The sequence below is a fragment of the Streptomyces sp. S07_1.15 genome (assembly GCF_020739505.1).
Lineage (GTDB): Bacteria > Actinomycetota > Actinomycetes > Streptomycetales > Streptomycetaceae > Streptomyces > Streptomyces xinghaiensis.
Genome location: NZ_JAJBZK010000001.1, coordinates 4,957,754 through 4,970,507, shown reverse-complemented (window position 1 = coordinate 4,970,507; position 12,754 = coordinate 4,957,754). Strand labels below are relative to the sequence as shown.

The window sequence follows — 12,754 nt, the reverse complement described above, 5'->3', positions numbered from 1 at the left end:
CATGAGTCTGCAGCCAGGTGACGCCCTCACCTCACACAATTTCGGCATCCAGATCGACGGCGTCATGGTCGAGTTCCTCCAGGAGGTCAGCGGTCTGACCCGGGAGCAGGACGTCATCGAGTACATGCAGGTGTCCGACCAGGGCAAGCCGGTCACAAAGAAGATGCCGGGCGTCGCCAAGGCGGGCGAGGTCACGGTCGTGCGCGGCGCGACCCAGTCGTCCGTCTTCAGCGAGTGGATCGACACCTCCATGGCGGGCACGATGAACTCGGCCCGCAAGAACGCCACGATCGTGGTGATGGACTACGAGAACAACCCGGTCAAGCGGTACAACCTGCGCCAGGCGTGGGCCCGCAAGGTGGACACCAGCACGGTCAAGGCCGGCGAGGCCTCCGCGCTCACCGAGACCGTGACCATCACCTACGAAGAACTGGTCATGGACTGATGCGCCGTTCCGTCAGCGGGTTGGCCGCGCCCTCGGTTCCCGACGCGCTGAGCAGCGAGGAGCGGGCGGCCATCGGCACCGGCCCGGCCCCGCCACCCGCGCGGCAGCAGCGGCGTCAGCTGCAGACCGAGTTCGAGTTCGAACTGCCGCGCGGCTACGTGGACGACGCGGGCGCGGTGCACCGGCACGGCGTGATGCGGCTGGCGACCGCCCGCGACGAGCTGGTCCCGCTGCGGGACGTACGGGTCCAGGAGAACCCGGCCTATCTGTCGGTGGTGCTGCTCAGCCGGGTCATCACCCGGCTGGGCACGCTGCCGGCGGTGCACGACGGGATCGTGGAGCAGCTGTTCGCCTCCGACCTGGCCTTTCTGCAGGACTTCTACCGCCAGGTCAACGCCGAGGGGCACACCCGCGCCGGGGTGACCTGCCCGCACTGCGAGCAGCCGTTCGAGGTCGAGCTCGGCGGGAGCCGCCTGGGGGAATCGTGACGTACGCGACCGACCGTATCCATGAGGAGGTCGCGTACATCGCCTACCACTTCCACTGGACGCTGGACGACATTCTGGATCTGGAGCACGGCGACCGGCGGGCCTACGCCCGGCGGATCGCGGAACTCGTCACGCGCGCCGGCGCGGAGGGGTGAGGGGGAACGGTGGGAATCCTGGACCGGCTGCGGGGGCGCGGTGCCGGCGGTCCCGGTGACCGCGCGGGCGCCGGAGCCGACGCGGGCGCCGGGTCCGGCGCGGGGGCGCCGTCGTCCGCCCCGGCGTCGTCCGCCGCTTCTCCCGCCGCGCCGTCTTCCCCCGCCGGGCCGTCCTCGCTGCCGGCTTCCGCCGGTCCGGCGGCGGCTTCGGCTTCCGGGGTGCCGGGAGGGGGACCCGACACGGCTTCCGGCACCCCGGGACACGGGGCCGCGGCCCCGGCCGGTCATCCGGGCGGTGGAGCGCACCACCCGGGTGACCGGTCCGCGCTGCCACCGATCCAGCGGACGACCGCCCACGGCGGGCCGGTGGCGTCCACGGACTTCGGCCGCGCCCTGCGGACCTGGCAGAACCCCTCCTTCTCCGGGCCGGGCCTCTCGCACGCCGTCCTCGACGACGCGCCGACGGGGATCATCCACGGCCTGCTCAGCAGCCGCGGGCCGGACGGCTCCGCCCCGGCCGCACCGGCCGCACCGGCCGCCTCCACCGGGCCTGCCGCCGCGGCCGCTCCGGGCCCGCCCGGGAAGGCCGCAGCACCGCGTACGGACGGCACGGTGGCGCCCGCTCCCGGGCGGGCCGTTCAGCGTGCCGTGGCGGCGGCACGGCCGACCGGGCCCGCCGTGGCCCCGGTCCGTACGTCCTCCGGCACGGACCGGCCCCGGGCCGCGCTGACGACCGCCGCACGCGGTGCCGCCGCCCCGGCCACCGGTCTGCGCGCGCTGCCGGTGGCTGCCCGGTCCGGCTCCGCGTCCGCGTCCGCCTCTGCGTCCGCCTCTGCGTCTGCGGGGGAATCCGCGGGGGAATCCGGGCGGCAGGGGCCGAACAGCCGAGCGAGGGGCGGGACTTCTCCTTCCACCGCGGCCTCTCCGGCTTCGGCGCCTTCCGCTGCTTCGTCCTTCCCGTCCGCCGCCCCGGTGACCGTTCACCGCTCCGCGGGCGAGGGGATGCGGGGCGGCCCCGGCGCTCCTCCCGGCCCTTCCGCCCCTCCCACGCCTTCCGCGCCCCGGCCCTCCTCCGGGCCGCCGCCCGCCCGCCGTTCCGGCGAGGCCGCGCGCGGACGGCCGCTGCTCGGCGCCCCGGTGCCGGGCCCGCCTCCCGGCGCCGTGCCGCTGACCGGTCCCGCGACCGGTGACGGCACCCCGGTGCAGCGTGCCGCCGCTCCGGACTCCCCCGCCACGCGGCCCGGTTCCACGACGGGACCGGTCCGGGGCGGCAGCGGCCCGGCCGCCACGGACACGGCCGGACAGCGCTCCGGCGCGGCCGGCGGTACGGGCCCGGCGGCCACCACAGCGCCTGCCGCCGGCTCCTCCCCCGCGACGGGTGACGGGTCCGGTGCGAACCCGGGGCCGAGTTCGGGCTCGGGATCGGGGTCGGGATCGGGGTCGGGATCGAGGCCGGGGTCAGGTAGCGCACCGGCCGGGCCCGACCCCGCCGCCGCGGCGGGTTCCGGTCCCGCCTCGCCCTCCGCGGCCCGCCCCGCGCCTGCCGTCCGCCCGGCGCCGCCTCCGGTCCGGCCGCTGGCCACGGCCCGGCCGCTCCGGCTCGCCGGGGGCGGCCCGGCCGGGCTGCCCGCCGTCCAGCGTTCCGCCACGGCACCGGCCGTCCGGATGCGCCGCCTCGACCCCGCGCCCGCGTACCGGACCTCACGGGACGCGTCCCCGGACGGCCGGACCCCCGGCCCCGCCGGGCCGGCCGCGACCACGACAACCGGCGCCCCGCACGGGGGCGTCGGGCCGGGCCTGCCCGTCCAGCGCTCGTCCGCGCAGTCCACGGCGCCCGGAACCTCCGGTCCCGCTCCGGCGGCGCGGGAAGCCGGATCCCGGGCCGGGGACACCGGCGACGGCGCCACCCCGGCACCGGACTCCCCCGGCCGCCGGGGAAGCCGAGGCGTCGGCGCACGGCTCCGCGAGGCCCTCGGCCGGCGCGGCGGCGCGGCGGCGGGTGGGGCGGATTCCCCGGCAGCGGCTCCGTCCCGCACCTCCGGCGCCGCACCGGGAACGGCCACGGCCGTGCAGCGCCGTCCCCGCGCCCACACGTCTCCGCCGTCCGCGACCGCCACGGAGCGGCCGGGCGGTGCGGACCGCGGTGCGACGGAACGGGCCCGGCGGTCCGCTTCCGCCGCCCCGGCCGCCGTACCCGGCCACCGGGCGCCCTCGGAGCGGGCCGGCGACCCCGGCCCCGGTCGCGTCCCGCCGCCGCCCCCTGGCGCGCGGGGCGCGACCGCCCCCTCCTCGGAGCAGCGGACGGGTCCGGCGCCGCGGCCCGGCCCCGGGACGCCTCTCGGGACGACGGGACACTCCCGTGCGGGCGACCGGGCCGCCCGGCCCGCACAGCCCGGCGGCGGCCCGGTCACCGCGCGGACGCCCGCGCCGACGGGGGCGGCGGAGACGGCGGGCACGGTACACGCGGAGGCGGGGTCCGCGACCGTCCAGCGGTCCGCCACCGCGTCCGGCTCCGGACGGTCCGGCGCTCCGGGGAGCGGGCAGCGGCCCGGTTCCCCCGGTGCTCCCGGCGCGAAGGCGGGCGATGGCCCCGTCCGTCCGGTCGCAGGGCGGGTGTCCCGGGGAGACGCCTCACAGGGCGCGACTCCCTCGAACTCCGCTTCGCCGAACGCTCTTTCGGCAGGACAGCGGGACGGCAGTGGGCGGCGCCGGGCGTCCGTCCGCCCGGCACGGCCGGCCGGTGCGGATGCGCCGGGCGCGGGAGAGGCCGCGCCGCGCGCCGCCGCCCCGTCGCCCGCTGCCGGGCGGCGGACGGGTGACTCCGCCGCTCCGGCTGCCGGACAGACGCAGACGCCGGTGCAGCGCACGGCTGTCGCCGGACCCACCCCTCGTCCGTTCGCCCAGGGGGGAACACCTGTGCCCGCCCCGGGCACGGACGCGGCATCCGCATCCGCACCTGCATCCGCATCCGCTGGCGGTTCGCCGTCACCCGGCGGGGCACACGCCCCGCTCACCGCTCCGGCCGTCCCCGCGAGCGCGCCGGGACCGGAGGCGCTCCCCGTCCAGCGGCTGATCTCCGCCCCGGACGCGGCCGGAGCTTCCCCGGGCGGCCCGGGCGGCGCACCGTCGCCCGGGCCGCCCGCGCCCCTCGCGGCCCCCGCGCCCGCGCCTGCGCCGCAGGCAACCCGGTCCCCGGGCACACCCGGCGGGCGGGGCACCCGGAGCGGTGCCACGCCGACGGCCGCGGGAACACCTGTCCAGCGTCTGTCCGCCGCTCCGGACGCACCGGGCACTCCGGGGCCCGCCCCGTCCGCCTCCGCCCCCGCGATGCCCGACACTGCCGCCCCCGTGCAGCGGCTCGTCGCCCCCGTTTCCCGGCCGGACACGGCCGGCGCCGCGACGCCCGTGGCCGGCCTCGGCGGGCCGCTTCCCCGCTCCGCCTCCCGTACCGGCACGGCTCCGGCCCCCGGTTCCGCACGGCGCGGCCCGGGCGGGGCGCGGACCGTTCCGGGACCGGCTCCTGGGGCCGGTGTCCCCGTGGTGCAGCGCGCGGGGCTCGCCGCGCCGGTCCGCACGGTGCCCGGCGGCCCGCCCCTCGCGCCCGGCCCGGTACGGCACGCAACCGGACGGCACGGTGACGGGCCCGGCGCCGGCGGGCCGCGTCCCGGTGTGCCGCTCACCGCGGCCGCGGCCGCTCCTCTCGTCCCGCTGCCGATCCAGCGCGCCGCCACCGCCGGTGCTCCGGACCCGTCACCGGCCGGTCCGGAGACGGGGCAGCGGCAGCCGCCGGGCGTCACCACCGTGCAGCGCGCGCCCGCCGCGACGGCGGCGTCCCGGACACCACGACCGCCGTCACCCGCCAAGGCGGGACCGCAGGGCGGCCGGGGCCCCGGCCAGGGGTTCACCCCGGAGTCATTGACGAAGGACCAACTCGACCAGCTCGCGGGACTGTTGCTGGCACCACTGCTGCGGCGGCTCCGCAAGGACAAGGAGAAGAAGGACACGCTGGCCCGTCTGCTCTTCCACCCGACCATGCGGCTGCTGAGGGAGAACAGCCGGCTGGACGAGCTCGCCCGGGTGCTGCTCGGCCCGCTCTCCCGGCTGCTCCGTGCCGAACTCCGCCAGGAGCGCGAGCGGATCGGCAGGCTCCGCGACGTGCGCCGCTGACCCCGCACCACGGCCCCGGACGGCCCCGGCCGCCACGGAACGCCCCACCGCCGGACCCGCCGCAAATCCGCACGGCACCGACCGCCCCGCACGCACCATCCCGCACAGCCACCGTCCAGCACAGCCACCGTCCAGCACCGCACAGCACCGCCCGCACCGAAGCCCAGCGCCGCACCGCGACCCCACCGCCCGGCCCCCGGGCCCCCGACGACAGAAACCGGAAGGTCGACCCATGAGCACCGAGGATCCCGGCTCCAGCCTCTACTTCACGCTGTCCATCGACGGCCAGAGCCTGGGCTCGTTCAACGGGTGCGAAGGGCTCGCCTCCACCGTGGAGGTCGAACAGCGCCACGAGGGCGGGAACAACGACTTCGTCTGGCAGCTCCCCACCCGGGTCGTGTTCTCGAACATCCGGCTGACCCGTCCCCTCACCCCCGACACGACGCGCGTCGCCGCCTGGATCTCCGAGGTCGCCACCGGTGTCACCCGCCCCACCGCGCAGATCTCCGCCCTCCGTGCGGACGGCTCGCTCGTCGCCCGCTGGGGCCTGGTCGACGTGCTGCCGGTCAGCTGGACCGGCCCGACGCTGGACCCCGAGAACCCGAGCGTGGCCACCGAGGTCCTGGAGATCGCCCACCACGGCTTCACCGACGCCGGAGCGGCGTGATGGCCGGCCGGAAGAACGGCCCGGCCCTCGGCAAGAGCGGGGGGAAGGGCGGCGGCATGAGCGGGGCGGGCCAGAGCCTCGTCCGGGCCACCCTGCGCGTCCATCAGCCGCCGACCGGGAAGAGCAACTCCCCCGGTGCGCTGATCAAGGAACTGGAGTTCCAGTTCAACCCCTCCGAGCTGTCGCTGAGCCGCCGCTCCACCTGGAAGAGCACCGCGGCGGCAGCGGTCCGCGACGCGCCGCCACCGGAGTTCATCGGTCCGGAGCCGCGCTCGCTGGACGTGGAGGTGTTCCTCGACCGCTCCGACGACCCGGGCTCGAACGATGTGCAGAAAGCCTGTGAACTGCTGCTCTCCTGCTGCGAGGTGACGGAGGCCAGCATCGCCGCCAAGCGGCCGTCCACGCCCTGGGTGAAGTTCCAGTGGGGCAGCTTCTCCACGGTCAGCTTCAACGCCTACGTCAGCTCGGCCGACGTCGAGTACACGCTCTTCAGCGCCACCGGGCTGCCGATGCGCGCCACCTGCCGGCTCCACCTGGAGGAGATCCCCAGCGGCAAGCCGGGCCAGAATCCGACCTCCGGCGCGCTGACCACCCGGCGCGTGCACCGCGTGGTGGCCGGCGACTCGCTTCCCTCGCTGGCCTTCCGCGAGTACGGGGACGCCACCGTCTGGCGCCTCATCGCGGAGGCCAACGGCATCGACGACCCGTCACGGCTGCCGCCCGGCCGGGAGTTGCTGCTCCCGGCGCCCGAGGAGGTGGGTGCGTGACCGGCACCGCGGCGCCCCGCACCGGGGCCCCGGGCAGCGGGCGGGCACCATGCGGCCGGATCCGTAACGGGACGGGACGGCCCGCGGCCCGCGCCCGGACCGGCATCCGCACCCGGGCCCACACCCGCACTCCCTAGCACGGCAGTACGAGAACACCGCACACCGCACCACCGCACACCGCAGGGCGAGAACACCGCAGGACGAGAAGGAAACAAAGGTCACCGACGTGCCAGAGGCAACCCGCTCCCATGTGCTGGAAGTCAGCATCAACGGCGCCGTGCTGCGCGGCGACGACGCCCTGCTGCTCATCGAGGGCTGGGTGGACTTCGCCGCCGGGGTGCCGGGCGCCTTCCAGCTGACCTTCCGCGACGAGGACCGCGAGGCGCTGCAGCTCGTCAACGCCGAGATCGGTGCCCCCGTGGTGCTGACCGCCGTCTCCGGCCCGCAGCGCACCAAGCTGCTCACCGGGGAGGTCACCGGTCTGGAGACCGACTACGACGGCCAGGGCAGCTTCAGCATCGTGCGCGGCTACGACGCGGGCCACCGGCTGCTGCGGAAGAAGCGGGTGGCCGGCTACCGGGGCATGAGCGCGGCCCTCATCGCGCGGCAGTTGCTCCAGGAGGCCGGGGTGGCGGCCGGGAAGATCGGCCCGACGCCGGGCACCTACCCGTACATCACCCAGGCCGGCGTCTCCGACTGGGACTTCCTCTGCCGGCTCGCGGACGAGAACAACGTGGTCATGTCGGTGGACGCCGAGGGGAAGTTCCAGTTCGCGCCGGCCAAGCGGGCCTCCGGCGCGCCCGCCGCCAGTTCCCCGCTCTCCCCGACCGACAACCCGCTGGAGCTCCGCGGCGGCCAGGAGGTGAAGCGGTGCCGCTCCACGGTCACCGCCTCCGACCAGGTGGCGCGGGTGGAGGTGCGCGGCTGGGACGTCTCGGCCAAGAACGCCCTCACCGCCAAGTCGCCCGCCGGGGCCGCCAACAAGGGCGCCCTGATCGGCACCACGCCGGGCAGGGCCCTCGCGGGCTTCAAGCCGGTCCAGAAGTTCGAACTGGCCCGCACCGACACCCCGTTCGACAACCAGCGCCAGGTGACCCAGGCCGCGAAGGCGCTCGCGGACGATGTCACCGGTGCCTTCGCCGAGGTCGAGGTCTGCGTGCACGGCGAGCCCAAGCTGCGTCCGGGCGTCGCCGTCACGCTCACCGATGTCGGCAAGCCCTTCGAGGGCAAGTACACCGTCACCGGCGCCCGCCACCTCTACGCCGCCGGCTCCGGCTACGAGACCTGGGTGACTGTCACCGGCCGCCAGTGGCGCTCGTTCTACGGCCTGGCCTCCGGCGGCGGCGACGGCTACGGGGGACGGCTGCCGAGCGTCGCCAACGCTCTGGTCACCGATGTGCAGGACCCGCTGCGCCAGGGCCGGGTCAAACTGAAGTTCCCCTGGCTGGACGACAAGTACATCAGCGACTGGACCCGCACCGTGCAGTACGGCGGCACCCAGGGCGGCGGGCTGATCACCCCGAGCGTCAACGACGAGGTGCTGGTGGCGTTCGACCGCGGCGCGCTCGACCATCCGTACGTCATCGGCAGCCTCTACAACGGCCGGGACAAGCCCAGCCGCGGCGATGTCCAGTACTACGACAAGCTGGGCCGGGTCGTCCGCCGCACCCTGGCCGACCGCTCCAACAACCGCCTGGACCTGCTGGACCAGCCGACGATGCGCCGCAAGCGCGGCGTCCGGCTGAGCACCGGCGACGAGAAGCTGACGGTGCACCTCGACCGGACGAAGACCGAGATCACCGTGGACAGCAAGGGCGCGGTCTCCATCACCGGGGGCACCGACGTCACCATCAAGGCCGGCCGGGCCCTCAGCATCCAGGCGGGCGGGCCGATCTCGATGCGGAGCGGCGCGGCCATCACCATGACGGCCGCGACCCGCGTCCAGACCACCGCCCCCTCCGTCGGCCTCACCGGCTCGACGGCGGTGAGCATCGGCGGCGCCGCCCTGGATGTGAAGTCCTCGCTGGTGAACGTGGTCTCCGGCGCGGTGAACGTGGTGTCGGCCGCGGCGCTCAGCCTCCAGGCCACCGCCGCGGTGTCGATCCGGGGCGCCACGATCCCGCTGACCGGCGTCGTCATGGTCAACAACAAGCCCCTCCCCTTCTGACCGCCCGTGTCCCCGGCCTCCGCCCGCCTCCGTTCCCTGCCCGTACCCGTCCGTCCCGTCCGCGCCCGCCCCGACCCCGTCCGTCCCATGACCGCTGGAGCCCCGCTCATGCATCCGACCGCACCGACCGCACCGCAGCACCGCACCGGCCCCGGAAGGGCGGCCCGCCATGGCTGAGCAGTTCGTCGGTTCCGGCTGGGCGTTCCCGATGCGCATCGGCCCGTCCGGGGGCATCGCCCTGGTCAGCGGGGAACGCGAGATCGAGGAGGCCATCCGGCTGGTGCTGGCCACCGCGCCCGGTGAGCGGCCCATGCGGCCGGAGTACGGCTGCGCCATCCACGACCTCGTCTTCGCACCCGTCAACGAGTCGACGGCGGGCCGCATCCAGAGCGAGGTGCGCTCCAGCCTCGACCGCTGGGAGCCGCGCATCGAGGTGGACGAGGTGGAGGTGACGGCGGGCGAGCCGGCCGTGCTCTACATCGACGTCCGCTACCGCGTCCGCGGCACCAACAACCCGCGCAGCCTCGTCTTCCCGTTCTATGTGATCCCCTCCCACGACGAGCCGACCTCCGCCTCCGCCGAGGACGGCGGACCGGCCACCGAAAGCGACCGCTGATGGCCCTGCCCTCCCCCAACCTCGACGACCGCCGCTTCCAGCAGTTCGTCGACGACGCCAAGCGCTACATCCAGCAGCGCGCCCCGGAGTGGACCGACCACAACGTGTCCGACCCGGGCGTGACGCTGGTGGAGACGGTCGCGCACATGGCCGACCAGATCGTGTACCGGCTCAACCGGGTGCCGGAGAAGAACTATCTGGCGTTCCTCGACCTCCTCGGCATCACGCTCTTCCCGCCCTCCGCCGCCCGCGCGGACATCACCTTCTGGCTCTCCGCGCCCCAGCCCCAGCCGGTTCTGCTGCCCGCCGGCACGGAGGTGGCCACCGAGCGCACCGAGACCGAGGAGGCCGTCGTCTTCGCCACCGAGGACGACCTCAACGTGCTGCCCTGCTCGCTGCGGCACGTCGTGGTGCAGCCCGGCGGGGAGACGGCCACCGACCGGACCCACGACGTGGCCGAGGGCAAGGACATCACCTGCTTCGCGGACGCGCCGCGCGCCGGCGACGCCATGCTGTTCGGGCTCAGCGCCGCCGTGCCGCACTGCGCGGTCGTGCTCGAACTCGGCAGCCGTGTCGACGGTGTCGGCGTCGACCCGCGGCAGCCGCCGCTGGCCTGGGAGGCGTGGACGGCCGACGGCTGGGCGCCCTGCGAGCCGGAGGAGGACACCACCGGCGGCCTCAACCGCCCGGGCGAGGTGATCCTGCACATCCCCGGCGGGCACATCCTCTCCCGCACCGGCCGGCACGAGGCGGGCTGGCTGCGCTGCCGGGTCACCGAACCCGCCGACGGCCAGCCCTTCTACACCACCTCCCCGACCCTGCGGTCCGCCGACGCCTTCACCATCGGCGGCACCACCCGCGCCGTGCACGCCGAAGTGATCACGGACGAGGCGCTCGGCGAGGCCACCGGCCTGCCCGGGCAGCGGCTGCGGCTGGCCCGCCCGCCGGTGGTCGCCGACGACCCGCCGCTGCGTCTCCAGGTCGCCGAGGACGACGGCTGGTCCGACTGGGAGGTCGTGTCGCACCTGGCCGCCTCCGGCCCGGACGAGCGGCATGTGACGCTCGACCCGGCCACCGGGGAGATCGCCTTCGGCCCCTCCGTCCGCGAACCCGACGGCACCCTGCGCCAGTACGGTGCCGTGCCGCGCAAGGGCGCCGTCATCCGCGCCCGCCGCTACCGCACCGGCGGGGGCCGGTCCGGCAACGTCGCCCGCGGCACCATCCAGGTGCTGCGCAGCTCGGTGCCGTACGTCACGCGGGTGGAGAACCGCGAGGCGGCGAGCGGCGGCGTGGACGGCGAGACGGTCGAGGAGGCCAAGGTCCGCGCGCCCGTCACGCTGCGCGCCCAGGACCGGGCCGTCACCCTGCGGGATTACGAGCAGCTGGCCCGCCGCGCCGCTCCGGAGACCGCGCGCATCACCTGCCTGGAGGCGGACCCGGAGGAGCACGGGGCGTACGCGGTGCGGGTGCTGGTCGTCCCCGACGCCGTACCCGACCGGGGCGGGCGGCTCCGTTTTGAGCAACTGGTGCCCGCCGACGACCTGCTGGAGCGGATCACCCGCTATCTGGACGAGCGGCGCCTCATCGGCACCCGGCTCGCCGTGGGCCCGCCCTACTACCAGGGCGTCACGGTCGTCTCCACGCTGCACGCCTTCCGGGGCGTCGACCACGACAAGGTGCGGCAGCAGGCGCTGGACGCCCTGTACCGGCATCTGGACCCGCTGGTCGGCGGCGCGCACGGCAAGGGCTGGCGGTTCGGCCACCCGGTACAGGCCGGAGAGGTCTTCGCGGTCCTCCAGCGCGTCCCCGGGGTCGAACTCGTGGACGAGGTGCGGCTCTACCCGGCCGACCCGCTGACCGGCAAGCGCGGTGACGCCACCGACCGCATCGACCTCGAACGGCCCGCGCTGGTCTTCTCGTTCGACCACCGCGTCCGCGTGATCGGGGGCTGATCGCGGTGCGCGGATCGATCGACGGACTGGGCAGCGCACAGCCGCTGGGCCTGATGCTGCCGGCGCTCTTCGCCGACGACGAGCTGGCGCAGCGCTTCACAGCCGGCCTGGACGAGGTGCTGGCCCCCTTCCTCAACGTCCTGGACTGCCTGGAGGCGTACTTCGACCCGTCGCTGGCCCCCCTGGACTTCACCACCTGGCTGGGCGGCTGGGTGGGCGCGGAGACGGAGCAGGACACCGCCGCCGGCGCCCCCTCCGGCGGGCCGCCACCGGTGCCCGCACCGGCGCGCGGTGCCGGTGCGGGCACCGGTGCGGACGTGCCCGCGGAGCCCCCGCTCGACGGCCCGGCGGAGGCGCGGCTGCGCGAGGCCGTGGCCGTCGCCGCCACCCTGCACCGCCTGCGCGGCACCCGGCGCGGACTGGCCACGGCGGTCCGGCTGGTGTTCGGCGTGGAGCCCGAGATCACCGAGAGCGGCGCGGCGAGCTGGGCGGAGCGCCCCCTGGGCGCCGTCCCCGGCGAGCGCCGCCCGCGTCTGCACGTGTCGATCCGGCTCCCCGAGCCGGACCCCGGGGCCGAGCCCCGCCTCGACGAACTGGTCGCGGCGGCCCGCCCCGCCCATATGCCCTACACGGTCACGGTGACCGTCGCAGAGAGGACAACCCGAACGTGAACAGGGACAGCCGAACGGAGGACCGCGGCACCGGACGGCCCGACGCCTGCGCCGAGTGCGGTACGCAGGCGGAACCGGGACAGCCCTTCTGCGAGGGATGCGGAGCGGTCCTGGACTGGAGCCCGGGCGGCGGCACGGGCGGTACGGGCCGGGGCGGTACGGGCCGGGCCGGAACGGCCGGCAGCGGTTCCGCGGCGAGCGGCACGGCCGGCAGCGGTACGGCGCGGAGCGGGGCCGCGGGCGGCGGGACCCGGGACGGCGGAGCCGTGAGCGGCCCGCCGGGAGGAAGTCCTGGCAGGAGTCCGGGCGGGAGCCCGGGCGCGGGTTCCGGAGGCCCGCCCGGTGGGAGCCCCGGGGGCGGTGCCGCCCCCGCCGGGGGCCGTCCGGCCGCACCGGGCCACCGCCCCGCAGCACCTCCACCAACCCCCGCCGCGCGGGAAGCGGTCACCGCCGCCGGGGGAACGAGCCACGCGCCGGAGCCCTCGGAGTACCCGGAGTCCCCGGAGAGCCCGGGCGGGGCCGGCACGGGTGTCCGCGCACCGCACACGGCCGCCGCCGGAGCCGCGTCCGGCGGCACCGGGGGCGGAGCCGGGTACCCCGGTGCCGGAGACGGTGCCGGTGCCGCGCAGGGCCCCTCCGAGGACGAGCCCACGGTCCGC

Annotated in this window: 10 protein-coding genes; all 10 read left to right on the top strand. The window is 76.3% G+C overall.

Going from position 1 to position 12,754, the window contains the following annotated elements; all coding sequences use genetic code 11:
- Window position 1: 1 nt before the first annotated feature.
- The 10 genes from LIX60_RS21325 to LIX60_RS21280 all read left to right on the top strand — a co-directional run bounded on the left by LIX60_RS21325 (window position 2) and on the right by LIX60_RS21280 (window position 12,095).
- Window positions 2-445, top strand: coding sequence for a phage tail protein (locus tag LIX60_RS21325; RefSeq protein ID WP_043472998.1), 444 nt, complete (start codon window positions 2-4; stop codon window positions 443-445).
- The gene (locus LIX60_RS21320) at window positions 445-933 is read left to right on the top strand and encodes a hypothetical protein (protein WP_227959916.1); all 489 of its coding nucleotides are present in this window, start codon (window positions 445-447) and stop codon (window positions 931-933) included. Before LIX60_RS21325 ends, LIX60_RS21320 begins: the two co-directional genes overlap by 1 nt.
- Window positions 930-1,088, top strand: coding sequence for a DUF6760 family protein (locus LIX60_RS21315; RefSeq protein WP_019711337.1), 159 nt, complete (start codon window positions 930-932; stop codon window positions 1,086-1,088). Before LIX60_RS21320 ends, LIX60_RS21315 begins: the two co-directional genes overlap by 4 nt.
- Window positions 1,089-4,625: 3,537 nt before the next feature.
- Window positions 4,626-5,255, top strand: coding sequence for a hypothetical protein (locus LIX60_RS21310; RefSeq protein ID WP_227962990.1), 630 nt, complete (start codon window positions 4,626-4,628; stop codon window positions 5,253-5,255).
- A 232-nt stretch (window positions 5,256-5,487) separates the two neighbouring features.
- Window positions 5,488-5,922, top strand: coding sequence for a phage tail protein (locus tag LIX60_RS21305; RefSeq protein WP_227959915.1), 435 nt, complete (start codon window positions 5,488-5,490; stop codon window positions 5,920-5,922).
- A complete protein-coding gene (locus LIX60_RS21300; RefSeq protein ID WP_374117888.1) occupies window positions 5,922-6,689 on the top strand; it encodes a LysM peptidoglycan-binding domain-containing protein in 768 nt (255 codons plus the stop codon). Before LIX60_RS21305 ends, LIX60_RS21300 begins: the two co-directional genes overlap by 1 nt.
- A gap of 226 nt (window positions 6,690-6,915) precedes the next feature.
- A complete protein-coding gene (locus tag LIX60_RS21295) occupies window positions 6,916-8,856 on the top strand; it encodes a VgrG-related protein (protein ID WP_227959914.1) in 1,941 nt (646 codons plus the stop codon).
- Window positions 8,857-9,025: 169 nt separating this feature from the next.
- The gene (locus LIX60_RS21290) at window positions 9,026-9,472 is read left to right on the top strand and encodes a GPW/gp25 family protein (RefSeq protein ID WP_019711342.1); all 447 of its coding nucleotides are present in this window, start codon (window positions 9,026-9,028) and stop codon (window positions 9,470-9,472) included.
- Complete coding sequence (locus LIX60_RS21285) at window positions 9,472-11,424, top strand: putative baseplate assembly protein (protein ID WP_227959913.1); 1,953 nt, start codon at window positions 9,472-9,474, stop codon at window positions 11,422-11,424. The genes LIX60_RS21290 and LIX60_RS21285 overlap by 1 nt, the downstream gene beginning before the upstream one ends.
- A 5-nt stretch (window positions 11,425-11,429) precedes the next feature.
- Window positions 11,430-12,095 (top strand): phage tail protein, encoded by a 666-nt coding sequence (locus LIX60_RS21280; RefSeq protein ID WP_227959912.1) that lies wholly within the window; start codon window positions 11,430-11,432, stop codon window positions 12,093-12,095.
- The last annotated feature ends 659 nt before the right edge of the window (window positions 12,096-12,754 follow it).

Coding starts and splice junctions, on each gene's coding strand:
- LIX60_RS21320 (WP_227959916.1), top strand. CDS start 445: ATGCGCCGTTCCGTCAGCGGGTTGGCCGCGCCCTCGGTTCCCGACGCG.
- LIX60_RS21290 (WP_019711342.1), top strand. CDS start 9,026: ATGGCTGAGCAGTTCGTCGGTTCCGGCTGGGCGTTCCCGATGCGCATC.
- LIX60_RS21305 (WP_227959915.1), top strand. CDS start 5,488: ATGAGCACCGAGGATCCCGGCTCCAGCCTCTACTTCACGCTGTCCATC.
- LIX60_RS21285 (WP_227959913.1), top strand. CDS start 9,472: ATGGCCCTGCCCTCCCCCAACCTCGACGACCGCCGCTTCCAGCAGTTC.
- LIX60_RS21325 (WP_043472998.1), top strand. CDS start 2: ATGAGTCTGCAGCCAGGTGACGCCCTCACCTCACACAATTTCGGCATC.
- LIX60_RS21300 (WP_374117888.1), top strand. CDS start 5,922: ATGGCCGGCCGGAAGAACGGCCCGGCCCTCGGCAAGAGCGGGGGGAAG.